The sequence below is a fragment of the Lysinibacillus sp. RS11 genome (assembly GCF_042019215.1).
GTDB lineage: Bacteria > Bacillota > Bacilli > Bacillales_A > Planococcaceae > Lysinibacillus > Lysinibacillus xylanilyticus_A.
This window is the reverse complement of sequence record NZ_CP168124.1, coordinates 966,783-993,063: the sequence shown is the minus strand read 5'-3', so window position 1 is coordinate 993,063 and position 26,281 is coordinate 966,783. Positions and strand designations below refer to the sequence as shown.

26 protein-coding genes are annotated in these 26,281 nt (G+C 37.6%); 10 read left to right on the top strand and 16 right to left on the bottom strand.

The window, feature by feature from the left end; genetic code table 11:
• Positions 1 to 20: 20 nt before the first annotated feature.
• Both AB9L17_RS04810 and AB9L17_RS04805 read right to left on the bottom strand, forming a co-directional pair.
• On the bottom strand, positions 21 to 815 hold the full coding sequence (locus tag AB9L17_RS04810) for an inositol monophosphatase family protein (RefSeq protein WP_068983296.1): 795 nt from the start codon (positions 813 to 815) through the stop codon (positions 21 to 23).
• 235 nt (positions 816 to 1,050) lie between these two features.
• Positions 1,051 to 1,248: a hypothetical protein gene (locus tag AB9L17_RS04805; protein ID WP_068983297.1), complete on the bottom strand. Its 198-nt coding sequence runs from the start codon at positions 1,246 to 1,248 to the stop codon at positions 1,051 to 1,053.
• A 128-nt stretch (positions 1,249 to 1,376) separates the two neighbouring features.
• Between AB9L17_RS04805 and AB9L17_RS04800 the strand changes: the two genes are divergently transcribed.
• Positions 1,377 to 2,003: a YktB family protein gene (locus AB9L17_RS04800; RefSeq protein WP_068983298.1), complete on the top strand. Its 627-nt coding sequence runs from the start codon at positions 1,377 to 1,379 to the stop codon at positions 2,001 to 2,003.
• Between the two features lie 137 nt (positions 2,004 to 2,140).
• Here AB9L17_RS04800 and AB9L17_RS04795 read toward each other — a convergent pair whose 3' ends face one another.
• Together AB9L17_RS04795 and AB9L17_RS04790 are read right to left on the bottom strand one after the other, a co-directional pair.
• Positions 2,141 to 2,428: a UPF0223 family protein gene (locus AB9L17_RS04795; RefSeq protein WP_068983299.1), complete on the bottom strand. Its 288-nt coding sequence runs from the start codon at positions 2,426 to 2,428 to the stop codon at positions 2,141 to 2,143.
• A 20-nt stretch (positions 2,429 to 2,448) separates the two neighbouring features.
• Entirely contained in the window at positions 2,449 to 3,408 is a 960-nt protein-coding gene (locus AB9L17_RS04790) for an NAD(P)H-dependent flavin oxidoreductase (RefSeq protein WP_068983300.1), read from the bottom strand.
• A gap of 145 nt (positions 3,409 to 3,553) precedes the next feature.
• On the opposite strand from AB9L17_RS04790, the gene AB9L17_RS04785 reads away from it, so the two are divergent.
• Positions 3,554 to 5,023, top strand: coding sequence for an aminotransferase class I/II-fold pyridoxal phosphate-dependent enzyme (locus AB9L17_RS04785; RefSeq protein ID WP_068983301.1), 1,470 nt, complete (start codon positions 3,554 to 3,556; stop codon positions 5,021 to 5,023).
• 273 nt (positions 5,024 to 5,296) lie between these two features.
• On the opposite strand, the gene AB9L17_RS04780 is transcribed toward AB9L17_RS04785, so the two are convergent.
• The 3 genes from AB9L17_RS04780 to AB9L17_RS04770 all read right to left on the bottom strand — a co-directional run bounded on the left by AB9L17_RS04780 (position 5,297) and on the right by AB9L17_RS04770 (position 6,656).
• Positions 5,297 to 5,965 (bottom strand): LrgB family protein, encoded by a 669-nt coding sequence (locus AB9L17_RS04780; RefSeq protein ID WP_068983504.1) that lies wholly within the window; start codon positions 5,963 to 5,965, stop codon positions 5,297 to 5,299.
• Position 5,966: 1 nt separating this feature from the next.
• On the bottom strand, positions 5,967 to 6,410 hold the full coding sequence (locus AB9L17_RS04775; protein ID WP_068983302.1) for a CidA/LrgA family protein: 444 nt from the start codon (positions 6,408 to 6,410) through the stop codon (positions 5,967 to 5,969).
• 105 nt (positions 6,411 to 6,515) lie between these two features.
• Positions 6,516 to 6,656: a hypothetical protein gene (locus tag AB9L17_RS04770; RefSeq protein WP_223552800.1), complete on the bottom strand. Its 141-nt coding sequence runs from the start codon at positions 6,654 to 6,656 to the stop codon at positions 6,516 to 6,518.
• Between the two features lie 19 nt (positions 6,657 to 6,675).
• Here AB9L17_RS04770 and AB9L17_RS04765 point away from each other — a divergent pair, with 19 nt between their 5' ends.
• On the top strand, positions 6,676 to 6,891 hold the full coding sequence (locus tag AB9L17_RS04765; protein ID WP_068983303.1) for a hypothetical protein: 216 nt from the start codon (positions 6,676 to 6,678) through the stop codon (positions 6,889 to 6,891).
• Positions 6,892 to 7,566: 675 nt separating this feature from the next.
• Here AB9L17_RS04765 and AB9L17_RS04760 read toward each other — a convergent pair.
• The 5 genes from AB9L17_RS04760 to pdhA form a co-directional block, all read right to left on the bottom strand.
• Entirely contained in the window at positions 7,567 to 8,349 is a 783-nt protein-coding gene (locus AB9L17_RS04760; RefSeq protein ID WP_068983304.1) for an SDR family NAD(P)-dependent oxidoreductase, read from the bottom strand.
• A gap of 269 nt (positions 8,350 to 8,618) precedes the next feature.
• Complete coding sequence (lpdA, locus tag AB9L17_RS04755; RefSeq protein ID WP_068983305.1) at positions 8,619 to 10,034, bottom strand: dihydrolipoyl dehydrogenase; 1,416 nt, start codon at positions 10,032 to 10,034, stop codon at positions 8,619 to 8,621.
• A 5-nt stretch (positions 10,035 to 10,039) separates the two neighbouring features.
• Positions 10,040 to 11,374 (bottom strand): dihydrolipoamide acetyltransferase family protein, encoded by a 1,335-nt coding sequence (locus AB9L17_RS04750; RefSeq protein WP_068983306.1) that lies wholly within the window; start codon positions 11,372 to 11,374, stop codon positions 10,040 to 10,042.
• A gap of 53 nt (positions 11,375 to 11,427) precedes the next feature.
• On the bottom strand, positions 11,428 to 12,405 hold the full coding sequence (locus AB9L17_RS04745; protein WP_068983307.1) for an alpha-ketoacid dehydrogenase subunit beta: 978 nt from the start codon (positions 12,403 to 12,405) through the stop codon (positions 11,428 to 11,430).
• A 3-nt stretch (positions 12,406 to 12,408) separates the two neighbouring features.
• A complete protein-coding gene (gene pdhA, locus AB9L17_RS04740) occupies positions 12,409 to 13,524 on the bottom strand; it encodes a pyruvate dehydrogenase (acetyl-transferring) E1 component subunit alpha (protein ID WP_068983308.1) in 1,116 nt (371 codons plus the stop codon).
• A 395-nt stretch (positions 13,525 to 13,919) separates the two neighbouring features.
• On the opposite strand from pdhA, the gene def reads away from it, so the two are divergent.
• Positions 13,920 to 14,477, top strand: coding sequence for a peptide deformylase (def, locus tag AB9L17_RS04735; protein ID WP_068983309.1), 558 nt, complete (start codon positions 13,920 to 13,922; stop codon positions 14,475 to 14,477).
• 377 nt (positions 14,478 to 14,854) lie between these two features.
• Here the strand turns inward: def and AB9L17_RS04730 are convergent, their stop codons facing one another.
• Entirely contained in the window at positions 14,855 to 15,625 is a 771-nt protein-coding gene (locus AB9L17_RS04730; protein ID WP_068983310.1) for a Cof-type HAD-IIB family hydrolase, read from the bottom strand.
• Positions 15,626 to 16,067: 442 nt separating this feature from the next.
• Here AB9L17_RS04730 and AB9L17_RS04725 point away from each other — a divergent pair, with 442 nt between their 5' ends.
• From AB9L17_RS04725 to AB9L17_RS04715, 3 genes are all read left to right on the top strand, one after another.
• Positions 16,068 to 16,277, top strand: coding sequence for a DNA-dependent RNA polymerase subunit epsilon (locus AB9L17_RS04725; protein WP_068983311.1), 210 nt, complete (start codon positions 16,068 to 16,070; stop codon positions 16,275 to 16,277).
• 5 nt (positions 16,278 to 16,282) lie between these two features.
• Positions 16,283 to 17,950, top strand: a complete 1,668-nt coding sequence (gene rnjA, locus AB9L17_RS04720; RefSeq protein ID WP_068983312.1) for a ribonuclease J1 — start codon at positions 16,283 to 16,285, stop codon at positions 17,948 to 17,950.
• A 380-nt stretch (positions 17,951 to 18,330) separates the two neighbouring features.
• Entirely contained in the window at positions 18,331 to 19,104 is a 774-nt protein-coding gene (locus tag AB9L17_RS04715) for a protein kinase domain-containing protein (protein WP_223552805.1), read from the top strand.
• 38 nt (positions 19,105 to 19,142) lie between these two features.
• Here the strand turns inward: AB9L17_RS04715 and AB9L17_RS04710 are convergent, their stop codons facing one another.
• On the bottom strand, positions 19,143 to 19,976 hold the full coding sequence (locus AB9L17_RS04710; RefSeq protein WP_068983314.1) for a TetR/AcrR family transcriptional regulator: 834 nt from the start codon (positions 19,974 to 19,976) through the stop codon (positions 19,143 to 19,145).
• A gap of 99 nt (positions 19,977 to 20,075) precedes the next feature.
• Here AB9L17_RS04710 and AB9L17_RS04705 point away from each other — a divergent pair, with 99 nt between their 5' ends.
• From AB9L17_RS04705 to AB9L17_RS04695, 3 genes are all read left to right on the top strand, one after another.
• On the top strand, positions 20,076 to 23,165 hold the full coding sequence (locus AB9L17_RS04705) for an efflux RND transporter permease subunit (RefSeq protein WP_375200154.1): 3,090 nt from the start codon (positions 20,076 to 20,078) through the stop codon (positions 23,163 to 23,165).
• A gap of 374 nt (positions 23,166 to 23,539) precedes the next feature.
• Entirely contained in the window at positions 23,540 to 23,683 is a 144-nt protein-coding gene (locus AB9L17_RS04700; RefSeq protein WP_375200153.1) for a hypothetical protein, read from the top strand.
• A 52-nt stretch (positions 23,684 to 23,735) separates the two neighbouring features.
• Entirely contained in the window at positions 23,736 to 24,308 is a 573-nt protein-coding gene (locus tag AB9L17_RS04695) for a GNAT family N-acetyltransferase (RefSeq protein WP_068983316.1), read from the top strand.
• A gap of 102 nt (positions 24,309 to 24,410) precedes the next feature.
• Here AB9L17_RS04695 and AB9L17_RS04690 read toward each other — a convergent pair whose 3' ends face one another.
• Positions 24,411 to 24,911 (bottom strand): GNAT family N-acetyltransferase, encoded by a 501-nt coding sequence (locus AB9L17_RS04690; RefSeq protein WP_375200152.1) that lies wholly within the window; start codon positions 24,909 to 24,911, stop codon positions 24,411 to 24,413.
• Between the two features lie 20 nt (positions 24,912 to 24,931).
• Positions 24,932 to 25,897 (bottom strand): S66 family peptidase, encoded by a 966-nt coding sequence (locus tag AB9L17_RS04685; protein WP_375200151.1) that lies wholly within the window; start codon positions 25,895 to 25,897, stop codon positions 24,932 to 24,934.
• Between the last annotated feature and the right edge of the window lie 384 nt (positions 25,898 to 26,281).

Below are 26,281 nucleotides of genomic sequence, written 5' to 3'. Positions count from 1 at the left end.
AAAATTAGACGGCTCCTTTTTTATTCATAAGGCACAATATATTTTTCTAATAGCTCTTTGTGAATAGAAGGATTGGCAATGATGAAAGTATCCTGATGTAGGAAATCAAAGCTCTCCCCATGTAAATTAGTGGCGATAGCCCCAACTTCCTTAGCAATAATGGTACCTCCAGCAATATCCCATGGCGACAGTCGCATAGATACATAAGCATCTAGTTTACCACTAACAACAAACGCTATTTCCATTGCAGCTGAACCATACGACCGTGTACCACGTACTTTCCGAACCATTTCAATGACTTTTTCATTGTGAATATGTCGATTTGGTGCTACCCAGTGTGCGTTTATACCAATGACCGATTCCTCCATTTTGACTGATTGCAATTTACGTAATGGCGAGTCATTGTACCATGCCCCTTCGCCTGCAATTGCATAAAATAAGTCTTCACGCATTACATCAAATATGTAACCTAGCTTGCCCACCCCATTAATAAAAATACCAATAGAAATCATAAAATGCCGATGTTGTTTAACAAAATTCATCGTGCCATCTATTGGATCAATAATCCATACAACACCTTCTAACGACTCTACTTTTTCTCCCATGCCTTCTTCCCCTAAAATTTTATGGGTTGGATCAAAAGCGCGTATCTTTTCGATAAAAAATAATTCTGTTTCACGGTCAATATTTGTAACAAGGTCATTAGCGCTTGATTTGGTCTCGATCACTAAATTGTATGAAAAGGCATCTCGAATCCGGCTCCCTGCTTCAAATATAATACTTTTCGCAAATTGATCAATTTGTTGTAAATCCATAAAAACCCACCCTTCGAATAGGCACTATGCTTCTAGCCCTTCTTAAAAATACTTGCAACTTATCTTCATTTAAAGATGTGCTAAAGGTTCTCATTCCTCATGATGATGTTAAACACAGCACATAATCTTTTCTTTCCATTATGATATATTGTCTATTTTAACCTTTATAACAATAAAAATCACCTGCTGTCGGAATATTCAGCAAGTGATTTTTCAAATTGGTATGAAAGTTTTATTACGCATAGGCGTGCAAACTTTCAAGTTCCAGTTGAATTTCAGCTAGACGTTTTTTACTTTTGTCAATTTCAATCTCATTTTTTTCATTCATTGCAGAGAATAAAGAGGCCAATTCATAATCTAATTCTAATTGTAGAATGTATTCATATTGCTTTTCAATGTCAACTTTACGTATAATTTTTACGATTGGTTTCATAAAAATCACATCCTTTTTTAAATTTTTTTTTACAAAAACTTATCAATTTTGATAAAGTTCTTGTTATAAGATTTTTTCCCAATTTTCTAATAAAATAAACCTTATAAATCGAAAGGAGTTAAATAAAATTGCCGAAAATTAAATGGACTAATAAAGACTTCAATGTTTTTCAAATAGATGGATTAGACCAGAGAATGGATGCGTTAATTTCATCTGTACGACCAAAATTCCAACTGCTTGGAGAGGATTTTTCTTCCTTCTTTTCAAGTCATCTTGGAGAAGAATTTTATCCTCATGTTGCGAAGCATGCACGAAGAACAGTAAATCCCCCAAACGACAGCTGGGTTGCCTTTGCTCCTTACAAAAGAGGTTATAAATCATTACCTCACTTTCAGATTGGTCTTTGGAGCACGCATTTATTCATCGTCTTAGCTATTATTTATGAAGCTCCTCAAAAAAATGTGATGGCAGAACGTTTAATTGCCAATAAAGCATTGCTTCAACAGCTTCCTAATGATTTTATTGTTTCTGGGGATCATATGTCTCCAACAGCCATCTCCATGCAAGCCGCAAAGGAAGACAAGCTAGATGAATTGCTTATTCGTTTGCGTGATGTTAAAAAAGGTGAGTTTTTAGTCGGCCGACATATTCCAAGAGAACAAGCCATCCAACTGTCAGCTAGTGAACTTTATCAAATTACAGAAGAAACTTTCAATAGCTTACTCCCTATTTATAACATCATTGTTGGAAAATAAAGTTGAAGAAAGTTGAAGTGTTGTGCTTCATCACCATAACGTTAATTGTATGTAGTGTATGCACAGTACTTATTTTTAACACGTTAAACCATAAGATAAAAAAATGTGGACGTGAGAAATACTCACATCCACATTTTTTAACGGCGTTGCTTTGGTACAACTTTAATAATCGTACCATCAGCTGCTTCTTTCGTTTGTTTAATAACAGGGTAACTGACATAACCACTTGCCTCTTCAAATTCACGAAAAATTGATTTTTCCCCAGCTTGTGAAGGAACAATTTCTTTAAAACGACGATATTTCGCCATCATTACTTCACGCTTAATGCCTTTATCATAAGCTTGTTCAATCCCTTCAAAAAATTGAACAACATCGACAATTTCCTCGGTCGACCAATCGATTGAAAATGGATAAGAATATTCCATTAGACATAACCACCTTTATGTTACTGAATCCATTTTACCCGGATACTTTCTGCTTCTGCAACCATTCGAGTGATTAGCTCCTCAACTGTTGGAATATCATGAATCATCCCTGTAACTTGTCCAGCCCAACCAAACCCTTCATCTTTCTCACCATTATAAATAAATCGTTTATTGGCAGTGCCACTAATATAATTTTTCAACGCCTCATACGTTGGTGTCATTTGTTCAATTTCTAAAATCTTTTCGGTAAAACCATTGCGTAACGCTCTTGCTGGAGCCCCAATAGAACGCTTAATAATTGTGGTATCTGCTTCCGAACTTGCAAGTAATGCCTCTTTATAAGCCTCTGATGCATCGATACATTCCTTAGTTGCAATAAAACGTGTACCCATTTCAATTCCCTCGGCTCCTAGTGCATGTGCTGCCATCCATCCTCGCCCATCACCTATCCCTCCAGAAGCAATAACAGGAATTTTCACACTGTCAACAACTTGTGGCACAAGCACCATTGTTCCTACATCATCACGACCAAGATGGCCACCACCCTCTTGGCCAACTACCATCACAGCATCTGCCCCAAGTTGTTCTGCCTTCTGAGCTTGCCTACGTGCAGCTACAAGTACTAATTTCTTAATATCCGTTCCTGCCAATATATCAAAAATAGGTGCAGGATTACCTCCAGTCATCGTAACAACCGGTACCTTTTCTTCCACCGCAACACGCACCATATCCTCATAACCAGTGCCATACATACCAATTGCAAAGTTTACACCAAATGGTTTATCTGTTAATGTACGTACTTTATGAATCTCTGCGCGCAATAAGTCAGGATCTCGTAAACTCATTGCTGTTATTTGTCCCAGCCCTCCAGCATTCGACACCGCTGCTGCTAAATCAGCATATGCTAAATAGGCTAATCCCCCTTGAATAATTGGGTATTTAACATTTAAAAGTTCCGTTACACGTGTATTCCAATTCATAGTACCTCCCCTTTCGTACAATACTAACTTCTCGAAATCATCAAAAAATCCTTTTATTTTTTTATGTAAAGTCTATTCTTTCGTGTCATTAGGTGCTATAATTCATTTGTTTTCTTAGATATTATAAAGTGAGGTGGTACCTGCGTTGTCACAATTAGAGACTCCATTGTTCGACGTATTACTAAAACATCGGAACAGACATCCAATTCAGTTCCATATTCCAGGCCATAAGAAAGGGCAAGGTATGGATCCTGCTTTCCGTGAATTCGTCGGCGACAACGTTTTATCAATTGATTTAATTAATATTGCTCCACTAGACGATTTACATTCACCAAAAGGTGCAATTAAGGAAGCACAAGCACTTGCTGCCGAAGCCTTTGGTGCTGATCATACATTCTTTTCCGTTCAAGGTACTAGTGGCGCCATTATGACGATGATTCTGACCGTCGTCGGTCCAGGTGATAAGATTCTAGTGCCACGGAATGTTCATAAATCAATTATGTCAGCGATTGTTTTCGCTGGTGCAATCCCGATTTTTATTCATCCTGAAGTAGATAGCGAGTATGGTATTTCTCATGGAATAACGCCTGAAGCTGTCGAAAAGGCTTTAATTGCTTATCCGGATACAAAAGCAGTCCTTGTCATCAACCCAACGTATTATGGCTTCACAGCTGATTTAAAGCGTATTGTCGAAATAGTTCATAGCCGTAATATCCCAGTAGTTGTTGATGAGGCCCATGGTGTACACATTAAATTCCATGATGAGCTTCCTTATTCAGCGATGGAGGCAGGTGCCGATATGGCAGCTACAAGCGTACATAAGCTTGGTGGTTCCATGACACAAACATCAGTTCTAAATGTTCGTGAAGGCCTTGTCTCTGCAAAACGTGTACAAGCTGTTTTCTCAATGCTAACAACAACATCGACATCTTATCCACTACTTGCTTCGCTTGATACAGCTCGACGTCAGCTAGCAATTCATGGCTATGATTTAATCGATGATGCACTTCGTTTGGCTAAGGATGCTCGTAAACGTATTAACCAAATTGCGCATTTAAAATGTGCTGGTAAAGAAAAATTAAACTCATCTGCAACTTATGATATGGATCCGTTAAAACTATTGATTAGTGTTAAGGATTTGGGCATTTCTGGTCATCAAGCCGAAGAATGGCTTCGTCATAATGCTAATATCGAAGTAGAATTATCTGATCTATATAATATTTTATGTTTAGTAACATTAGCTGATACGAAAAAGGAAATTAATCTTCTAATTAATGCCCTTAGTCGTATGTCTAAAACATTTGATTCAGAAGCTGCTATTACGGAAGCAGTTGTTAATGTTCCGGATATCCCAGCACTTGCCATGTCACCACGTGATGCATTTTATGCGGATACTGAAGTTGTTCCTCTTGCAGAGGCGGATAATTGCATTTGTGCAGAATTCATAATGGTATATCCTCCTGGTATTCCGATTTTTATTCCCGGGGAAATAATTACCCAAGAAAATATTCGTTATATTCAAATGAATATTGAAGCCGGTTTACCTGTTCAAGGACCAGAAGATACAACATTAAAAACGATTCGCGTCATAAAAGAACGCAAACCGATCTTTTAAATACTAAGCTACCTCTAAATGGGGTAGCTTTTCTTAACAAAAAAACTACCATAAACTATAGAACATGGCTAACACAGGAAAAATAATCCACCAATAATACCACAAAAAATCCCCGATTGTTTTATGATAATTGCGTCCGGAATCCGCTTTGTGCTTGCAAATCGGTTATTAAACATTACTCTAAAAGCTATTATTTGCAAATTCGCAACGATTAGTTCCTTTCAACGAAAAAGAACGATTATTAGTTTGTATACATTCATTTTTGTCATTTTTTTACATAAATAAATATACAAATAACGGGCATAGAAATGCGCCAATAATTGCTGATAAGCCCATAGATAACGAGCCTACTGATAATTCTTGCTCTCCGTATTCTCTTAATTTAACAAGTCCAACGCCATGCGAAGCACTACCTACTGCAACCCCTCTGCTAACAGCTGAGTCAATATTGCCGTATTTAATGACTAATGGTCCGATAATAGCACCTACAAATCCTGCCAGCATTACAAACACAGCTGTTAATGGTGGAATGCCGCCAATTGTTTCACTCACCTGCATACCAACCGGTGTCGTTAATGATTTCGGCAAGGCTGTCAGCATCCAGCTATCGTTGACACCGATCCATTTCAACATAATAAATATTGTCACTAAGCCCGTAATCATGGCGATAAAAATACCTGACAAAATAGAATACTTATACTTTATAATAATCGCACGCTGATTATAAAGAGGATACGCAAGTGCAACAACTGCTGGGCCTAGCATTTTTTGAAGCCACTTGCCTCCCTCCATATAAGTAGAATATGGAACATTAAAGACTAATAAAATGATGACACTGACAATAGTTGTCGTCACTAGTGGAATCAATAAAGGATGTGGAAAACGCTGATAAAGTTTTGTAAATAACAAGAACAACACAATTGTGCCGATCACAACAATCATTTCAATCAATAGTTAATTCCCCCTCTCCATCCTCTTCAATAACCTCTGTTTCTTTTTTAGTCTGCTCCTTTTTCTCAATCATTTGGGTAAGTAATCCTGTAATATAAATAGAGATTAATGTGCTAGCTATAACAGCTAAAATGATTAACAGGCCTGTCGTTGACAAAAGTTCAGGATAGTCAATCACTCCCACTGTTGCAGGGATGAAAAACAATGTTAATACGCCAATTAAAAAGCCTGCTCCATTTTGAATGTATTCTACTTTAATTATTTTAAAAATGAGTGAAAGTGCTAATAATAGTAATCCAATTATACTTCCAGGAAGAGGTACATGTAATAAAGACACAATACCTTCGCCAATGTAATAATAAATATTAAGTATTCCAATCTGAACAATAATACGAACAACTCTCTGTAATATCGCAGCAAAATTTCCGTTCAACATTTCGCCACATTTCACCCCCTATTACGTTCATTCTACATCTGCAGGAATTTTCTGTCTATTATAATTTTAGGATAAAATAAAAAAAGAAGATAGCTCAAAAACACTTTAAGCGATCTTCTTTTTATTCAAACGATCAATAGGTTGTCTATAGAAACACACTAAATATGGCTCATCATCATAACGTGTAGTTGATTTCCGTTCCGACTGGGCGCTTCGTCGCTGACGCTTCGCTTTCGCACAAAGCAAAGCTTCCTGGGGGCGTCCAATGAGCCGCTTGGGGCAACAAATGTTTTCTGTGCGAAAGCATAGTGCAAATGCAGCGGCAGCAGCACGATGTTTTTTGCGCGAAAGCGAAGCGACAGCAGCAAAAGGGTTTTATCTGTGCGAAAGCGTAGTGCTAACGCAGCGGCAGCAGCACGATGTTTTTTGCGCGAAAGCGAAGCGGCAGCAGCAAAAGGGTTTTATCTGTGCGAAAGCGTAGTGCTAACGCAGCGGCAGCAGCACGATGTTTTTTGCGCGAAAGCGAAGCGGCAGCAGCAAAAGGGTTTTATCTGCGCGAAAGCGTAGTGCTAACGTAGCGGCAGCAGCACGATGTTGGTCACGAAGGCGTTATCACAGGAAGTGATGATTTTAGCCTTCGTTTGATCCCCAGGGAGTCGCCCAGTCTCCACTCCAATCAACCCATATCAATTTCGCCTTGGCGTAATTGCGTCCGGATTTTGAATTGTGCCCAGGCCTGCAAATGTTTTTTGTGCGAAAGCGTAGTGTTAACGTAGCGGCAGCAACAGATGTTTTTTTGTGCGAAAGCGTAGTGTTAACGTAGCGGCAGCAACAGATGTTTTTTGCGCGAAAGCATAGCGACAGCAGCACCGATGCAGGTCTGTTAGTCGTTTTCGCAGGATGCGAAGATTTTAGGCTAACATCCTTAAATTCATTCCTTTGAAAATCTGTGACATCCGCCGGAGGCTTTATCTTCATTCAGTAAGGGGTATGGAACCTATTGACAGGGGACCACATCCGTATTTATCTCACTACCTTCAGAGGTGGGAGTCTTCTAAGATAAAAGACATACGTTTTAACAAATGTCATCCACAACTTTTGGTGATGAGCCCTTAATATGCCTTTTCTCAAAGAATATTACTATTTTAATTAACTTTTATAATGCATGTCCTGAACCACCATCAATATTGACAGAAGTGCCAGTCACATAGCTAGCAGCATCTGATACTAAAAATGTAATGACATTTGCCGCTTCTTGAGTATCTCCTACACGTCCAAGTGGAATTGTTTGACCAACTTTACGAGAATAATCCTCCCACGAAAGCTCTGGTTCATGTTCTTTCCATTTTTTCTCTATTTGATCACTTCGAATAAGCCCAATACAAACGGAATTCACACGTATATTGTCTTTTCCTAAGTCTTTGCTCATAGCTTTCGTTAACGCAAGCCCTGCTGCACGACTTACAGTAGTGGGCAACGAGCTTGCTGGTGGTGTTTTAGCCATTACCGCAGTCACATTAACAATTGCACCTCCGCCAACGTTCCGTATATGGGGTACAGCATATTTTGAACAATTGACAGCACCAAACACTTTTAAATCTAAATCAGCTTGCCATAGCTCACTACTAACCGCTTCAAAAGGATTAGCTGAAGCTGTACCTGCATTATTAATAAGAATATCAAGGCGACCAAAATGCTCTACTGCTCGTTCAATTAAGTACTTACAATCTTTTTCCTTTGTAATATCAGTCGGTACAATTAATACGTCCTCGCCTGTTTCGTTTTTAATACAGCCAGCAGCCACTTGTAGCTGTTTTTCACCACGGGCACAAAGTACAACCTTAGCCCCCTCTTTCACAAGCTGCATCGCTGTATAATAACCTATTCCCTTACTTGAACCTGTAATAACTGCCACTTTCCCCTTTAAGCCTAGTTCCATTGATATCACCTCAGTTTTTTTGTTCAACTTCTCTTTTTTCATAAACATCGTTATCATTTTCGGACATCTAACAGTCAGTCAGAGATCTATTTGGCACTTCACAAGTTCTATCTGACACCTTCACTAAGTCTATCCAGCATTTAATAGATTCCTAATCAAATAATATTTTTCGAAATATTCATTCGATATAATTACTTTATCAAAATTACAAGTAATATACAAAAAAACGGCTACAAAGCAATGCTTTATAGCCGTTTTCATAAACTTTATTATTTTTTTGCTACAATATGGATTGGGTTGCCAAGTAATACTTCAGCGGCTTCCATTGTAATTTCACCTAAAGTTGGGTGAGCATGGATTGTTAATGCGATATCTTCAGCAGTCATACCGCCTTCAATCGCTAAGCCCATTTCAGCGATCATATCAGATGCACCAGCACCTACGATTTGAGCACCGATTAATAAGCCATCTTCTTTACGAGCAACAAGCTTTACGAAACCTTCTGTTTGGTTTAATGCAAGTGCACGACCATTAGCTGCGAATGGGAATTTCGCTGCAGTGTATTCAATGCCTTCAGCTTTTGCTTCGTCTTCATTATAACCAACTGTTGCCATTTCTGGATCTGTGAAGCATACAGCTGGAATAGCTAAATAATCAACGATTGATTTTTCACCAGCGATTGCTTCAGCAGCAACTTTACCTTCATAAGATGCTTTATGAGCAAGCTGAGGACCTGCTACAATATCACCAATTGCATAGATGTTTGGAATATTTGTACGACATTGTTTGTCAACATTGATTAGACCACGTTCACCGAATTCAACACCGATTTCAGCAAGGCCCATTTCATCTGTATTTGGACGACGACCTACAGTCACTAATACATAGTCAGCTTCAACTTTTTTCTCTTCTCCGCCAACTTCATAAGTTACTACTACGCCGTTTTCTGTTTCTTCAACGCCTTTTGCAGATGCGTTTACTTCCATTTCAACGCCTTTCTTTTTAAGGCCTTTTTTCACGATTTGTGTCATTTGTTTTTCGAAGCCAGCTAAGATATCTTTTCCACCTTCGATAATTGTTACTTGTGAGCCAAGATTAGCATAAGCTGAACCTAACTCTGTACCAATATAACCTCCACCTATAACTACTAATTTACCTGGTACTTCTTGTAAAGAAAGTGCGCCAGTAGAATTTAGTACGCGATTAGAGAATTTAAATGTTGGAATTTCAACTGGGCGAGAACCTGTTGCGATAATTACATTGTTAAATGTGTAAGTTTGAGCAGATTCACCATTGATGATACGCACTGAATGAGCATCAACGAAATAAGCTTCACCTTGTACAATTTCAACTTTATTACCTTTAAGTAAGCCTTCAACACCGCCAGTTAATTTTTTAACAACGCTGTCTTTAAATGCTTGTGCTTTTGAGAAGTCTAATTTCACGTCAGAAGCGATGATACCCATGTCATCTGAATGTTTAGCATGCTCAAAACGGTGACCTACTGAAATTAATGCTTTTGATGGGATACAACCTACGTTTAAGCACACACCACCAAGTACATTTTTTTCAACGATTGTTACTTTTTGGCCAGTTTGAGCTGCACGAATTGCTGCTACATATCCTCCAGGACCTGAACCAATGACAAGAGTATCTGTTTCGATTGGAAAATCTCCTACTACCATTTTTGTTACGCCTCCATTAATAATAATTCTGGTTCACTTAACAAACGCTTTAAGTGATTTAAAGCATTTTGCGCAGTGGCTCCATCAATCATACGATGATCAAAGCTCAATGATAATGCTAACACAGGTGCGGCTACAATTTCACCATTTTTTATTACAGGTTTTTCTGAAATTCGACCAATACCTAAAATCGCTACTTCAGGGTGATTAATTACCGGAGTAAACCATTGTCCCCCTGCAGAGCCGATATTCGTAATTGACATCGATGCACCCTTCATTTCATGTGGTGCAAGCTTGCCTTCACGTGCTTTAGTCGCTAACTCATTAATTTCATTAGATACTGCAAACACAGATTTACGATCTGCATGCTTAATAACAGGTACTAGTAAGCCTTTTTCTGTATCTGCTGCAATACCAACATTGTAGTAATGCTTCTGAATAATTTCTTGTGTTGCATCATCTAATGAGCGGTTAAATTCTGGGAATTCGCGCAAAGTTGAAATAAGCGCTTTAACTACGTATGGTAAGTACGTTAATTTGACACCCTTCTCAGCAGCGATATCTTTGAATTTTTTGCGATGTGCTACAAGAGCAGTTACATCGACTTCATCCATTAGTGTAACATGTGGTGCTGTTTGTTTCGAGTGAACCATTGCTTTTGCAATCGCTTTTCGAATACCAGACATTTTCTCACGTGTTTCTGGGAATTCTCCCTCAAGAACAACTGGTGCTGCTTGTGTAGTTGTTTCTTGTTGAACAGCTTCTTCGTTAGCAACAGGTGCTGCTTCAGCCTCTACAGCGCCTCCACCGTTTAGGAAGTTCTCAATATCTAGTTTTAAAATACGGCCATTTTTACCTGTACCTTTAACTTCACGAATATTGACATCATTGTCTCGTGCAAATTTACGTACTGAAGGCATTGCAATGATACGTTTTGTATCTACAACTACATCTTCAGTCTTTACTGCCGTTTTTTCTGGAGCTTTTTCTTCCTCGACAGGTGCCTTTGCTACTGCTTGGCCTGACTCAGCTGTTGCTTGAACTTGAGCTTCTGTTTTCGCTTCAGCATGGTCATCGCCTTTTAGCTTTAAGTCTTCATAGCCAGGTGCATCAAAGCGGATTAAGACATCACCAACAACGGCTACAGTACCTTCTCCTACTAAAACTTCCTCTACTGTTCCTTCAACTGGAGAAGGTATTTCTACTACTGCTTTATCGTTTTGTACTTCACAAAGAATATCGTCTTCTTTTACTGTATCTCCAGCTTTAACGAACCATTTCACGATTTCGCCTTCGTGAATACCCTCGCCAATATCCGGTAATCTAAATTCAAATGCCATGTGTACCCATCCTTTCTATTTACTGTTTTAAGAGCTACATGTAAGAAGCTACATTAGAATGTTAAAACTTTTTTTGCTGTTGCCATTACATCTTTATAGTTCGGTAACCAAACACCTTCAGCTTGTGGGAATGGGTACACAGTATCTGGTGCAGCCACACGAAGTACAGGTGCTTCTAAGCTTAAAATTGCACGCTCTGTAATTTCAGCCACTACATTTGCAGCAATACCTGCTTGCTTTTGAGCTTCTTGTACAACGATTGCACGACCTGTTTTTTCAACTGATGCAATAATTGTTTCAATATCAATCGGTTGAATTGTACGTAAATCAATAACTTCAACAGAGTGACCTTCTTTTTCTAGCTCTTCTGCAGCCTTTAAGCTTTCATGAACCATTAAACCATAAGCAATAATTGTTAAATCTTTACCTTCACGTTTTACATCCGCTTTACCTAGTGGAATTTCGTATGCTTCCTCAGGTACCTCTTCACGGAATGAACGGTATAATTTTAAATGCTCTAAGAAAATAACTGGATTATCATTTCGAATAGATGAGATCAGTAAACCTTTAGCATCGTATGGTGTTGAAGGTACAACAACCGTTAAACCTGGTTGTGCTGTCATTAAGCTCTCTAAGCTATCAGAGTGCATTTCTGGTGTATGCACGCCACCACCAAATGGAGAACGGATTGTCACTGGTGCATTATAAACGCCACCGCTACGATAGCTCATACGTGCTAATTGACCACTAATTGAATCCATTACTTCAAAAACGAAACCAAAGAACTGAATTTCAGGAACTGGGCGGAAACCTTCTAGAGAAAGACCGACTGCTAAGCCACCAATACCTGACTCTGCTAATGGTGTATCGAATACACGGTCAACACCAAATTCTTTTTGTAGGCCTTCAGTTGCGCGGAATACCCCACCGTTGACACCTACATCTTCCCCGAATACAAGAACGTTTTCATCATTCTTTAATTCCGTGCGAAGTGCATCTGTAATTGCTTGAATCATCGTCATTTGTGCCATAGGTTATTTCGACTCCTTCTCTTTGTAGATTTCATACTGTTCTTTTAAATTAGATGGCATTTCGCCTTTATACATATTTTCCATTAACTCTGTAACTTTTTGTTTTGGAGCTGCATCGGCTTTTTTGATCGCCTCTTTAATTTCTTCTTTTGCACGCTCAATTACAGCCTCTTCTTTTTTCTCATCCCATAGACCTTTCGCCTCTAGGTATTTGCGGAAGCGTACAAGCGGGTCTTTTTGTGCCCATTCGCTATCTGTATCAGATGTACGGTAACGCGTTGGATCATCGCCTGCCATTGTATGAGGCCCATAGCGATAGCATAGTGTTTCAATTAAAGTTGGACCTTCGCCATTCACTGCGCGCTCACGTGCATCACGTGTTGCTACGTAAACTGCAAGTGCATCCATTCCATCTACTAAAATACTTGGTAAGCCTGCTGCTACACCTTTTTGAGCGATTGTTTTCGCCGCTGTTTGTAATTCACGAGGTGTTGAAATCGCATATTGGTTATTTTGTACAATGAAGATTGCTGGTGATTTAAACGCACCTGCAAAGTTAATGCCTTCATAGAAATCCCCTTGCGAAGAACCACCATCACCTGTATAAGTTACAGCTACTGCTTTTTTACCACGTTTTTGAATACCAAGTGCTACGCCTGCTGCTTGCACATATTGAGCTCCGATAATGATTTGAGGAGGTAATACATTTACGCCTTCTGGAATCTGATTCCCTAAGAAATGACCACGTGAGAATAAAAATGCTTTATCTAAAGGTAAACCATGCCATACGATTTGCGGTACATCACGGTAACCTGGTAAAATCCAATCTTCTTTCTCTAATGCAAATTGTGAAGCGAGTTGTGAAGCTTCCTGGCCAGCTGTTGGTGCATAGAAGCCTAATCGACCTTGACGGTTAAGTGAAATAGAGCGTTGGTCTAAAATACGTGTATAAACCATACGCGTCATTAATTCAACTAGCTCCTCGTCAGATAATTTTGGATCTGCCCCGTCATTTATAATTTCGCCTTCTTCATTCAAAATTTGAAACATTTCAAACTTATCTTCGATTTCAGTTAGCGTTTGTTTAGCATCAAAAATATTGTTGTTTTTCTTGCTCATTTGTCACATCTCCCTTTCAACTGTATTAAAATAAATCACCTTTTTAACTAGTACAACTTATTCTTTGCACTCAGTATACTGAATAAAATACGGTCGGTCAATCATATATTACGCGTACAAATAAAGATTTTTTCTGAAATAACAACTTAACACCCCTGTCTTATTCTGTATCACAAAATGACATCAACTGTATTATAACAATATATTCAGAGCGCACAATTATTAGGTTTTCCTACTTGATCACCAATAGTAGAATGCCCCAGTTCTAGACAATCTAATAGCTATAGAAAAATTTTTTAAGTATATTCAAATAAGGTCTTTTTTCATGTGATTGTATTAATACGTGATGTATACTGATAAGTAAAGCACTACAAAGTTGAAAGGAAGATTCACATATGATTTTAATGGATGATATTATTCGCGAAGGTCATCCGACTTTACGCACAAAAGCTGAGGAGGTTACATTCCCTCTAAATGATGAAGTAAGACAACTTGCAGAAAACATGCTTCAATATTTAATAAACAGCCAAGATCCTGAAATTGCAGATAAATATGATTTACGTAGCGGTATTGGACTAGCAGCCAATCAAATAAATAGTCTACATCGAATGTTTGCCCTTCATTTAAAAGATGAGAATGGCGAACAATTAAGTTTCGTAGCAATAAACCCTAAAATTGTAAGTCACTCTGTAGAAAACACATACCTTACAGGAGGTGAGGGTTGCCTTTCTGTTGATCGCAATGTCCCAGGCTATGTACCACGTCATGCTCGTGTTACAGTTAAATTTAAAACAGTCGACGGTGAAGAGAAAAAAATGAGACTTAAAGGCTTACCTGCTATAGCCTTCCAACACGAATTAGACCACCTAAACGGCATCATGTTTTACGATCGCATAAATGAAAAAAATCCATTTGCAGAAATTCCAGACTCTAAACCATACGAGCGTGACTAAGAGTACATAAAGAAAACACCCATGCGGTTCATTTTACATCGCAGGGTCTATTTTCTTTTCGCAACCCGATGCGATTTTTCATCCATCTTTTTCGCTCTCCAATTAATTAAAGACAATGAATAAAATTATTGACATCGAATAATTTACTATGTAATTAAAAAAAGCAACTAGTCGTAGTTATTTTCTCCAACTAGTTGCTTTTTTATTTTCTTCTATCATTTTGCCTTGACCTAATTGCGTCCAGGTTCGGCTTTGCGCTTGCGAAAATGAAGCGACAACAATATGATGTTAGTCACTCAGCCATCGCCACAGGACGAGACGTTCTTAGGCTGAGCCCCTCTATTTCAGCAGATGATTAAAACAAACGCTGAAAGAAGTTAAATAATATTTAATTGTCGCATAATTTTTGCAATACCGTCCTCATCTACATGATCAGCTATATGAGTAGCAACAGCCTTCACACTCTCATGTCCATTTCCCATTGCTATACTGGTACCGACAGCCTGAAGCATTTCTATATCATTAATGCCATCTCCGAAAGCAATAGCATCTTCCAATGTAAGTTCCATTCTTTCAAGCACCTTTTCAATGCCAGCAGCCTTTGAGCCACCCTTTGGTAAAATGTCACAAGAATAGCGATGCCAGCGTACAAATTGTACGTTTGGAAATGCTTCACGATACAAAAGTTCATCTTTTTCTTCCATAAATATAAGTGTTTGATAGACATTGTTCTGCATATAATAAGATGAGTCTAGCTTTGGATACGGATATTTTAACGTATTTAAGCTTTCTGCCACCTTATGATCATTTCCTACTGATGCAATCATTTGCTTGTCATCTAAAAATACTACCGGTTCATTTCGAGCTTCTCCAAAAGCAATAATTTCGGCTAGCTCGTCTTTTTTAATACCATTTGTATAGACAACCTCACCTTTATAAACGACATATTGTCCATTAAAGGTAATATACGTATTAATATCTAGTTCATCTAATAAGGATTGAATCATAAAAGGTGCTCGTCCTGTTGCAATTGCAAGCTCGTACCCTTTACGACGAGCTTCAAAAAGCGCCTCTTTCGCAGAAGTTGGCAATATTTTTTCACTGTTATAAAGCGTTCCATCAACGTCAAAAAATAAAATTTTCTTCATCATAGTAGTCCCTTTCGTATGTATTCTGCAAAGGTTAATAACTTTACACATCCATAATTTTTCGTTATAATGATCCTAAGGAGTGATGTGCCATGCTGAAGAAACTAAAACGTAAATTGTTGAAGCAACTTCGCGGCATACTCGGAAAAAAATCAATTGCCTAACATTTGCCCTTCATTATTTGAAGGGCTTTTCTTTATTTTAGAGTAACTGCGTGATAATATAAAGGAAATGCATTTATTTGGCTATGTGCAACCACTGTCTCAATGTTTTATTCAATTACGCCTTGTCGTAGTGCAAATTTGAAACACTGAGATACAAGAACTTCAAACGCCTTATTTCTTCCTCAGTATACTAGAAATTCGCTGTTTTTTCTTGTAGTACGTGCGTGGTATTAGTCAAAGGTGCAATAAAATTGTACGCAATAAAAGGAGAGCAAACTATGATTTACAAAGTTTATTATCAAGAAGATGCAAATGAAATTCCAGTTCGCGAAAACACTAAAAGTCTATATCTTGAAGCTGCTTCAGAGCGCGAAGTACGTGAAAAGCTAAAAGACCGAAACTATAACATCGAGTTCATTCAACTGCTTGAAGGTAACTATTTAACTTACGAACAAGCAAGTCCGAACTTCATCTTGGAGGAAATTTAACAAACATGAAGTTTGTTAAAAATGACCAAGCAGCTGTTTTCGCACTCGGCGGACTGGGCGAAATCGGCAAAAATACTTACGGCGTTCAATTTCAAGATGAAATTATCTTAATCGATGCCGGCATCAAATTCCCAGAAGATGACTTACTCGGCATTGACTATGTTATTCCAGATTATACGTATTTAGTACGTAACGTCGACAAAATTAAAGGATTATTTATTACACATGGACATGAGGATCACATTGGTGGTATTCCTTATTTATTACGTCAAGTAAATGTCCCTGTCTACGGCGGTAAGCTGGCACTCGGCTTATTGCGTAATAAATTAGACGAACACGGCTTGTTACGTACAACAAAACTTATCGAAATTAAAGAAGAGGATGTTATTAAATTCAGAAAAACGTCTGTTAGCTTCTTTAGAACAACACATAGTATTCCAGACGCTTACGGAATTGTCGTAAAAACACCACCTGGTAACATCGTGCATACAGGTGACTTTAAATTTGACTTTACACCAGTAGGCGAGCCAGCTAACTTAACAAAAATGGCTGAAATCGGACGTGATGGCGTACTGTGCTTACTTTCAGATAGTACAAATGCTGAAAAGCCAAACTTCACAATGTCAGAACGTACAGTTGGAAAAAGTATCGATGAAATTTTCCGTAAGGTTGATAGTCGTATTATCTTTGCGACTTTCGCGTCAAACATTCACCGTTTACAACAAGCAACAGACGCTGCCATAAAATACGGACGAAAAATCGCTGTCTTTGGTCGTTCAATGGATAACGCCATTACAATTGGTCGCGAACTTGGCTATATTAATGCACCGAAGGATACATTTATTGATGCCCAAAGCATTAACCGCCTTCCAGCTAACGAAGTGATGATATTATGTACAGGCTCTCAAGGTGAACCAATGGCAGCACTTTCTCGTATTGCCAATGGTACACATCGCCAAATTCAAATTCAGCCTGGTGACACAGTTATCTTTTCTTCTTCACCAGTACCCGGAAATACAGTAAGTGTAAACAAAATTATCAACTTACTTTTCCGCGCAGGTGCTGAAGTTATTCATGGTGCACTAAATAATATCCATACTTCTGGTCATGGTTCTCAGGAAGAACAAAAATTGATGCTACGCTTAATGAAGCCTAAATTCTTTATGCCAATTCACGGTGAGTACCGCATGCTAAAAATGCATACTCATCTAGCAGAAGATTGTGATGTTCTACTTGAAAATTCATTCGTCATGGAGAATGGCGACGTGCTAGCATTAAGTCCTAACGAAGCACATGTAGCTGGTCGCATCCCTTCAGGAGACGTTTATATTGACGGAAATGGTATTGGAGATATCGGCAACATCGTGCTTCGCGATCGACGCATTCTTTCTGAAGAAGGTTTAGTTATTGTTGTTGTCAGTGTTGATATGGAAAATCAGAAAATCGTTTCCGGCCCAGACATTATTTCACGAGGCTTCGTTTACATGCGTGAGTCTGGTACGATGATTAATGAAGCACAAAAAATGCTAAATCGTCATTTAAACGAAACAATTCAAAGCAAAACTCCTCAATGGACTGAGCTAAAGAATGAAATTACTGACGTATTAGGACCATATCTATTTGAAAAAACAAAACGTCGACCTATGATTTTACCGATTATTATGGAGGTTTAGCCTCATCACTAAGAAGCTACGTAAATTACGTAGCTTCTTTTTTAATTGGTTTTTAGTCCTATTAAGAATACAGTTTTCAAAAAGCGCGTGTTCCAACAATACCCAAAGCAAACAGCAAAGTATTTTATTTTAAAAATTTTGAAACCTCTCTTTTTTATTTTACGTATATAAAAGTATCAAAACAAAAAAAGGAGCGTTTTTATGTTAGATAAAATCCTTCATTCCATACTCAACGGGTCATCTAAAAAACATCACCATTCATCAAGTAGCCATCAAAAGTTTTCCAAGCGTCATAATTATTACGGCCATAAACATTATAAACGTAGCCATCGCAAAAGCTCACGTAGCTTCTTTAGTTCAATGAGTTTCTTCAGTAGCTAATGTGGTGGAATAAATTATCCGAAAAACATTTCGATCAAGAAGTTCAACAATATATAGCAGCGCAGCAAAATTTCTCTTTCGTTAAACTTCTTGGTTTCGGTTCGTACGGTCGAACATATTTAATAGAGGAAAAATCCACGAAAAAGCTTTTTGTTTTAAAATGCCTACGATTAAAACATCGACGTCATCAAAAGACGAAAAATAAGTTTATGCAGGAAATTGAAATTCTTCAACGTTTATCAATGCCTAGTATTCCGTCTATTCAATTGACAGGTACTATTCAAGATATACCTTTTTTTATCATGGATTATATCAACGGCCGAACATTTGAACAGCTCATTTTTGATGAAGGCCAAATATTTACAATCTCTCAATCACTTTTAATCACTAAACAATTATTACAACAAGTAGTTGTTTTACATGAAAATAGCATAGTACATCGAGATTTACGCATCCCCAATATTTTATTTGCCAATCAACAATTGTATATCATTGATTTCGGCCTTGCTACTTTTAAAAAAAATGTAGATTTCACTTTAATCGATAACCCAAAGCAAGCTGAAAATCATATTAGTGATTTATATTTTGTTGGTCATTTTTTATTATTTTTACTGTACTCAAGCTACAAGCCTTCCACTAGCAAAGAAAAGCCTTGGCAAGAAGAATTAGCTCTACCGAATGACATCACGAATTTCCTTGAACGATTATTATGGATTCAAAAACCTTTTAACAGTTCAATGGAAGCCCTACAGTTACTCCCAATCAAAAAATGAATTGTTCACCCCGTTAGTGAACAATTCATTCCCTTTAGTTAAATCTTAAAAAATTTTTTTAACATATAAGCAACCCATCTATGCTCCGGCCGTAAGCGTATATTTTCGATTAAACCTTTTACAATTGCTTTGCTATAGGTTAGATCGTCAATTTGAAATTTTAACAATTCAAGAGAGTCACGTTCAATTGACTCCTCTAAGCCACTTAGGTGTTGATCAATTAATTCTAACAAAGATTCCTTTGTAACTTCTTCATTACATGGTTTTGCTGTTAATTGAACAAGATCTTCCGTGATAAACGGAATCGTTGTATGCCGTGCAATAATGTCCGTCTTTTCCGCTAAAGATTTAGCCAATTGATCTAAATCTAATGGTATATCGGAAAAAATAAAAAGTTCTGCATAACTCTTCATAAATCCTTTAATGCAGTACATAACATCATATTTTGTCTTGTGGAGTTCATCCCGATAAAGCTGTTCAAGCATATAAATGATTGACTTTGACATCTCGGCGTCATAAGCACTTATTTTTTGAAACAACTCTTTTTTGGTAAGAAGTACTTTTTCATTAAAAAACACACGGGCAGATGCAGAATGTTTTTTAAACGCTTGAAAAATACTTTTGTAAAACTCGACTAATATAACATCTTTACTAAGCGAACCTCTGACTACTTGGTCAATTTCGGTAACGAATTGCTGTAGATAATACTCTACCATCGAAACAAGAAGCTCGTCCTTTGTTTTAAAAGATAAATAAAATGCTCCTTTTGAAATTCCACACCGTTCTGTAATTTGCTGTACAGATGTAGATTCAAAGCCTTGTTCTGAGAATAACTCTAATGCTTTCTCCATAATTAGTTGCTTTTTTAACATACTTTTAATTCTCTCCTAATGTATTTCATTGACAAGTGACCAATTAGTCATTAGTATAAATAATTGAAATTAGTAAGTCAATAAAGGGTAGGTGTAAAGGTGAAAGGTTTAGTTAATTTCGTATTGAAAAACAAATTGGCAGTGTGGCTATTAACAATTATCATCACTGTCTCTGGTATTTATTCAGGCACAAAAATGAAAATGGAATCTATACCTGATATTTCCATACCTTATTTAATTGTTATGGGTGTTTACCCTGGTGCAACCCCTGAACAGGTGATGAATGAACTTTCCATTCCATTTGAAAAATCAATTGAAAGTTTAGAAGATGTGAAGGCCGTATACTCAACATCCTCTTCTAACGTAGCACAAGTTCAAGTTGAATACGACTACGGCATTGATATGGATGAGAAAAAGCGCCAATTAGAGTCCGCTTTAGATAATATAAAATTACCTGAAGGTGCTCAAAAGCCTACAATTATGGCGATTAGCATGAATATGATGCCTGTTGTGGCATTATCAGTAAGTAGCTCTGAGGAAGATATTGTTGAGTTGACGTCAACAGTAGAAGACATTTTACTTCCTAAAATTGAAAAAATTGATGGTGTTGCTTCTGCAACTATCAATGGTCAGCACATTAATGAAGTGTCATTTAAATATGACGAAAAGAAAATGGCTGCTCTCGGCTTAACAGAGGAATCTGTCGAGCAAATGATTCAAGCAAGCGATATGTCACTGTCACTTGGTTTATATCAATTTACTGTCGGTGAACAAGCGGTTTCGGTAGACGGTAAAGTTAAATCTGTAGATGAATTAAAAGACTTATTAATCCCAGTCACGCCTTCAGCTACAAACCCTTCCCCATTCGTTCGCTTAGGTGATATCGCAACGATTGAAGTAAAAGGTAAAGTACAATCTGTGTCACGTACAAATGGTAAAGATGCGATTGCCATTCAAATCGTTAAAGACCAAGATGCCAATACCGTAACAGTCGTGAATGCAGTAAAAGACTTAATTAAAGAAGAAGAAAAATTAATAGACGGTTTAAAAGTAGATATTTCACTTGACCAAGGTGCTCCGATTGAAGATTCAGTCTTCACAATGATTGAAAAAGCAGTATTCGGTGGTGCCATTGCCGTACTAATTATTTTACTATTCTTACGTGATTTCAAATCAACAATTATTTCGATTATCTCAATCCCAGTTTCAATATTCATGGCCTTGCTACTATTAAACTGGATGGATATCACATTAAACATTATGACCCTCGGTGCGATTACCGTGGCGATTGGTCGTGTAATTGATGACTCCATTGTAGTTGTTGAAAATATATATCGACGCATCCATTTAAAAGATGAAAAACTAACAGGTCGCGCCCTTATTCGCGAAGCCACAATTGAAATGTTCAAACCAATCCTTTCTTCTACATTAGTAACTGTAGCAGTTTTCGCTCCATTAATTTTTGTTAGTGGTATGGTTGGTGAATTATTCATGCCGTTTGCATTAACAATGTCATTTGCTCTAGGGGCTTCTCTAATCGTGGCGATTACAATTGTTCCTGCTTTATCTCACTTCTTATTCCGTAAAAAATTATACGGTGAGAAAAAAGAAAGTCAGCATAAAGAAGTTGGTAAACTAGCTACTTGGTATAAAGGTGTACTAGAAAAGACATTAAACCATAAAATCATTACATCTGTTATAGCGATATTAATGCTTGTTGGTTCTCTTGCTTTAACACCACTCATCGGCTTTAGTTTCATGGGCTCTCAAGAAGAAAAGGTTATGTACTTATCATATACACCTGCTACAGGCGAGCTAATGAAAGATACAGAAGCAAATGTTGCACAAGTAGAAAAAGAATTAATGAAACGCGAAGACATAGATATTTTGCAAGTCTCTATCAATGATCCAAAGAATGTTGATCCTTCTGCAATGATGATGGGCGGCGGTGCTGGCGGTGCATTAATGTACCTCATCTTTGATCCAGATATGGAAGACTTCCCTAAAGCAAAAAAAGAAGTAGAAGACTATATAGCTAACCTTGGTCAATCAGGAGAATGGAAATCTCAAAACTTCTCGTCAGCGTCTACGTCTTCAAATGAAGTAAGTTACTCATTATATAGCGAGGACTTAGATAAGCTTCGTGATGCAGTGAAACAAGTTGAAGGTGCATTAAAAGAAGTTGATGGCTTAGAAGACATTAAATCTAATAATGAAGATCCATATGTTGAGCATGTTTTAAAAGTAGATCAAAAGAATGTTCTACAATATGGTTTAACTACCGCTCAAATCGTAATGGCCTTGAACGCAAATACATCATCAGAAGTTTTAACTTCAGTCAAGTATGATGGTGAAGATATTGATGTCATTGTACAACGTGAAGCAAAGGCAGCAGCTACATCTCTTGATGATGTATTAGCTACTGAAATCAAGACAGCTTTAGGCACAACAATGACAATTGGTGAATTAGTCAAGGTAGAAGAAGGCACTACGCTTAACTCTTTAGCTCGCTCTAAAGGCGAATATTACGCAACCGTTTCTGGTACGATTACTGAAGACGATATTTCAAAAGCAACTTCTGCTGCTGATGAAAAGATTGATAAATTAGATTTACCTAAAGGTGTAACGACTGGGGTTTCAGGTGTGGCTGCAGATATGCAAGAAACATTTACACAGCTTGGAATTGCTATGTTAGCTGCAATCGCTATCGTTTACTTCATTCTAGTCGTAACATTCGGTGAAGGTTTAGCACCATTCGCTATTCTGTTCTCACTACCATTCGCAGTAATTGGTGCATTTGTTGGCTTGTTCGTCACAGATCAAACAATTTCTGTTTCTGTTATGATGGGACTATTAATGCTGATTGGTATCGTTGTGACAAATGCCATCGTATTAGTAGACCGCATTATCCATATGGAACGCGACGGACTCGTTATGCGCGAGGCTATTTTAGAAGCAGGTGCAACTCGTTTACGCCCTATTCTAATGACGGCCATTGCAACAATCGGTGCGATGATCCCAATGGCATTCGGCGGTGGTGGCAGTGGTCTAATTTCAAAAGACCTAGCGATTACCGTAATCGGTGGTTTACTATCTTCAACATTATTAACATTAGTAGTTGTACCAATCGTCTATGAAATGTTATCTAAAATGTTAAAGAAAAACCGAAAAGATTTTGAAGAAAATTAATAATAACTTGTAAAATAAGGGCTCTCTTTGAAGGGGGCCCTTTTTTCTTATTTTGACGGAGCATTATCGTCATTTATACAAACTACATTATTTATAATTTTTATGACTCCGTGAGTTAGGCCCCCCTCTCTTAATATCTAATTAAAAAGCTTAACAATAATTTACAAATCTTGTTATAATAAAGGCTCATCACCAAAAGTTGTGGATGACATTTGTTAAGACGTATGCTTTGTATATTAGTTGATTGGAGTGGAGACTGGGCGACTCCTTGGGGATTAGCGGTAGAGGAACGAAGGCTAAGAGCATCACGTCCTGTGATAACGCCTTCGTGACCTACATCGTGTAGGCCCGAGACCCTGGAGCGAGCAACGCGAGTGAAGCGGCTCATCGGACGCCCCCAGGAAGCTCTGCTCTGCGCGAAAGCGAAGCGTCAGCGGCAAATGTTTTATCTGTGCGAAAGCGAAGCGTCAGCAACAAAGCGCCCAGTTGGAACGGAAATCAACCACACGTTATGGTGATGATCCATAATAAAATACACTAAAATGCTTTCACAAATAAAGGGGGAGTTTTGTGAGTGACAACGTTTTTAAACAAACAATACCTGTTTTAAAAACAACAAGACTAACATTAAGACCAATTACTCTGAATGATGTAGGAGCCATGTTTAATTATGCTTCCAGCGAAAATGTAGCACGCTTTGTTACCTGGGAGCCACATAAAAGTTTTGACGATACAAAAGAGTTTATTGAATTAATTTTAAACGGGTATAAACAAGGCAAACACCTATTATGGGGCATTGAATATGAGCAGAAATTGATTGGCACGATCGACTTTGTTTCAATTAATGACCAGCATAAATTTGCGGAGATCGGCTACGTTCTTTCTGAAGAATATTGGAATCAGGGAATGATGACTGAAGCAGCAAAAAAATTAATTGATTATGGATTTAACGAATTACAGTTAGCTCGAATCCAAGCACGGTGCTTTGAGGAAAATATCGGTTCTCAAAAAGTAATGGAAAAATCGGGTATGCTTTATGAGGGTCTGTTACGAAAAAGTATGTTTGTTAAGGGTAATCATCAAAATGTGAAAATGTATGCTATTATTGACAATGATTATTTTGCAAAGATTGAGCCTTGTTGAAAAATCAAAAAGGCTCTCCTTATTTAGTTTACAATCATGCCTCGCACAATAGACATTTTTTTACAATTTCATGCGTAGTACTTTTAAATCGACTTGTGTTTCTTAAACGTTCAATAATTTCGACATGTAATATTCATCCATATATTCATCATCAACATATAGGGAATGTCTTTTAGTCCCCTCAACTTCAAACCCCATTTTTTTATATAAGGCTATACCTGCAATATTATTCACCATTACTGTAAGTTCCAAGCGATGCATACCCTTCTCTTTTGCCCAATTGTCTAAGTGGCCAAATAATGCAGTGCCAATTTTTCTTCCTCTATAATCACTATGAATGCCAACAACAATATAGGCTCGATGTGAAAGTCTAGCTGGTGTACTCCCTTGAACAATTAAATAACCGACCACTCTCTGATCTATTTCAGCTATAAATAATGCTGAATGACTGTTTTTGTAAATATTCTCAATAAATCTAGTAAATTGTTCAGCTTCGAATTGTCGTTCGCCTGGCCCGAATAACATAAAATTAGACTCTTCCGCATTTTTTATAACAGCCATGATCTGTTCAGCATCTTCTATTCTTGCTTCCCTTATAAACATTTTTGTTGTCCCCTTTCGATCTAAAATTTAGTAACATGTATCATTAATTCATTCGTATTCATTTGAATTTCTCCACCAATAGGAAATGTAAAGATCGGCTGTGTATGTCCAAAATCCACATCATAGATAACTGGAATTCTTCTTAAAGTTGGATGTTTATCTAACATAAAATGCAGTTGTTCCTCTGTCATTTTAGAAGCTCTTTGAAAGCGCCCTATCGCAATACCTTTAATATTAGTAGTAGCTTGTAATAATGAGGTAAAATCACGGGCAAATATTTCTGGAGTAACTAGTTCATCATCCTCTAAAAATAAAATACTATTCGATAAATCAGGCATATACGGGGTACCTTGAAGTAGATTTAATGTACATAAATTTCCGCCAAATAATTGCCCACTTGCTTCTCCGTCAGAGTACACCTTCCAGTTAGCCGTTTCAAAATGACGATTCTGTTGATCTAAATACCCAGCATCATCACTCCATATGCCTGATGCTTTTATCGTATATGGTTTATTTCCCATTAGACATTTTTGAAAATATGATAGCTGATAGTCTTGTGCCTGTTCCATTTTAAAGCTAGAAAAATGTGGCCCCGAATACGTAACAAATCCACATTTTTTTGTAATTGCGGTTGCTAAAGCTGTGATATCACTGAAACCACAAAGTATTTTGGGGTTATTTGCTATCATGTCGTAATCTAAATAGGGTAATATCTCATTACAGTTAAAACCACCAATGACTGTTAAGACAGCCTTCACATGATTATCTTGGAAGGCATCATGAATATCAGAAACTCGATGCTCAATTGAGGATGATTGTTGAAGATCACACTCAAAAATATGACGCCCATAAGATACCGTAAAGCCTAAGTCTTCAAGTTTTTTCTTTGTTTGCTCAGCGCCTTCTTCTGTTATGATTGCTGCGCTACGACTAGGTGCAATAACTCGTATCTCATCACCTACTGTTAATTTCTTTGGAACACGCAAACTGCTCCCTCCCCCTAATAAGTTTCAACTTTTACTATTAACCTCTCTTCTAAAAAGAAGGGTTTCTGAATCTCGTAAAGTCTAACACCCCTATTAATTATCACCACTCACCTCACAACTAAAATTTTCTCTATTATGACAAAGCACTAATGGAAAATCAAATATAAATTTACAATTTTTACACATTGTAATAAAGGCCATTAAATATTTTTCAAGTACTATCACCACTATTTGTCATAATAAAGGCTCATCACCATAACGGGGGTTAATTTCCGTTCCGATTGGGGGCATTCAGCTCATTTAGTCCTGCATTTAAGTGGGTGAAAAATAAAATCATCGTTTACCGGCGATGTTTGAGGTTTATCAGCGATTCCGGCTCTTTTA

What these genes read in the sequence shown, in the direction of transcription:
- AB9L17_RS04810 (WP_068983296.1), bottom strand. Translation starts at nt 815, where the DNA reads ATGGATTTACAACAAATTGATCAATTTGCGAAAAGTATTATATTTGAA.
- AB9L17_RS04805 (WP_068983297.1), bottom strand. Translation starts at nt 1,248, where the DNA reads ATGAAACCAATCGTAAAAATTATACGTAAAGTTGACATTGAAAAGCAA.
- AB9L17_RS04795 (WP_068983299.1), bottom strand. Translation starts at nt 2,428, where the DNA reads ATGGAATATTCTTATCCATTTTCAATCGATTGGTCGACCGAGGAAATT.
- AB9L17_RS04790 (WP_068983300.1), bottom strand. Translation starts at nt 3,408, where the DNA reads ATGAATTGGAATACACGTGTAACGGAACTTTTAAATGTTAAATACCCA.
- AB9L17_RS04780 (WP_068983504.1), bottom strand. Translation starts at nt 5,965, where the DNA reads ATGATTGTTGTGATCGGCACAATTGTGTTGTTCTTGTTATTTACAAAA.
- AB9L17_RS04775 (WP_068983302.1), bottom strand. Translation starts at nt 6,410, where the DNA reads ATGTTGAACGGAAATTTTGCTGCGATATTACAGAGAGTTGTTCGTATT.
- AB9L17_RS04765 (WP_068983303.1), top strand. Translation starts at nt 6,676, where the DNA reads ATGAGCCGCTTGGGGCAACAAATGTTTTCTGTGCGAAAGCATAGTGCA.
- AB9L17_RS04760 (WP_068983304.1), bottom strand. Translation starts at nt 8,349, where the DNA reads ATGGAACTAGGCTTAAAGGGGAAAGTGGCAGTTATTACAGGTTCAAGT.
- lpdA (WP_068983305.1), bottom strand. Translation starts at nt 10,034, where the DNA reads ATGGTAGTAGGAGATTTTCCAATCGAAACAGATACTCTTGTCATTGGT.
- AB9L17_RS04750 (WP_068983306.1), bottom strand. Translation starts at nt 11,374, where the DNA reads ATGGCATTTGAATTTAGATTACCGGATATTGGCGAGGGTATTCACGAA.
- AB9L17_RS04745 (WP_068983307.1), bottom strand. Translation starts at nt 12,405, where the DNA reads ATGGCACAAATGACGATGATTCAAGCAATTACAGATGCACTTCGCACG.
- pdhA (WP_068983308.1), bottom strand. Translation starts at nt 13,524, where the DNA reads ATGAGCAAGAAAAACAACAATATTTTTGATGCTAAACAAACGCTAACT.
- def (WP_068983309.1), top strand. Translation starts at nt 13,920, where the DNA reads ATGATTTTAATGGATGATATTATTCGCGAAGGTCATCCGACTTTACGC.
- AB9L17_RS04730 (WP_068983310.1), bottom strand. Translation starts at nt 15,625, where the DNA reads ATGAAGAAAATTTTATTTTTTGACGTTGATGGAACGCTTTATAACAGT.
- AB9L17_RS04725 (WP_068983311.1), top strand. Translation starts at nt 16,068, where the DNA reads ATGATTTACAAAGTTTATTATCAAGAAGATGCAAATGAAATTCCAGTT.
- rnjA (WP_068983312.1), top strand. Translation starts at nt 16,283, where the DNA reads ATGAAGTTTGTTAAAAATGACCAAGCAGCTGTTTTCGCACTCGGCGGA.
- AB9L17_RS04715 (WP_223552805.1), top strand. Translation starts at nt 18,331, where the DNA reads ATGTGGTGGAATAAATTATCCGAAAAACATTTCGATCAAGAAGTTCAA.
- AB9L17_RS04710 (WP_068983314.1), bottom strand. Translation starts at nt 19,976, where the DNA reads ATGTTAAAAAAGCAACTAATTATGGAGAAAGCATTAGAGTTATTCTCA.
- AB9L17_RS04690 (WP_375200152.1), bottom strand. Translation starts at nt 24,911, where the DNA reads ATGTTTATAAGGGAAGCAAGAATAGAAGATGCTGAACAGATCATGGCT.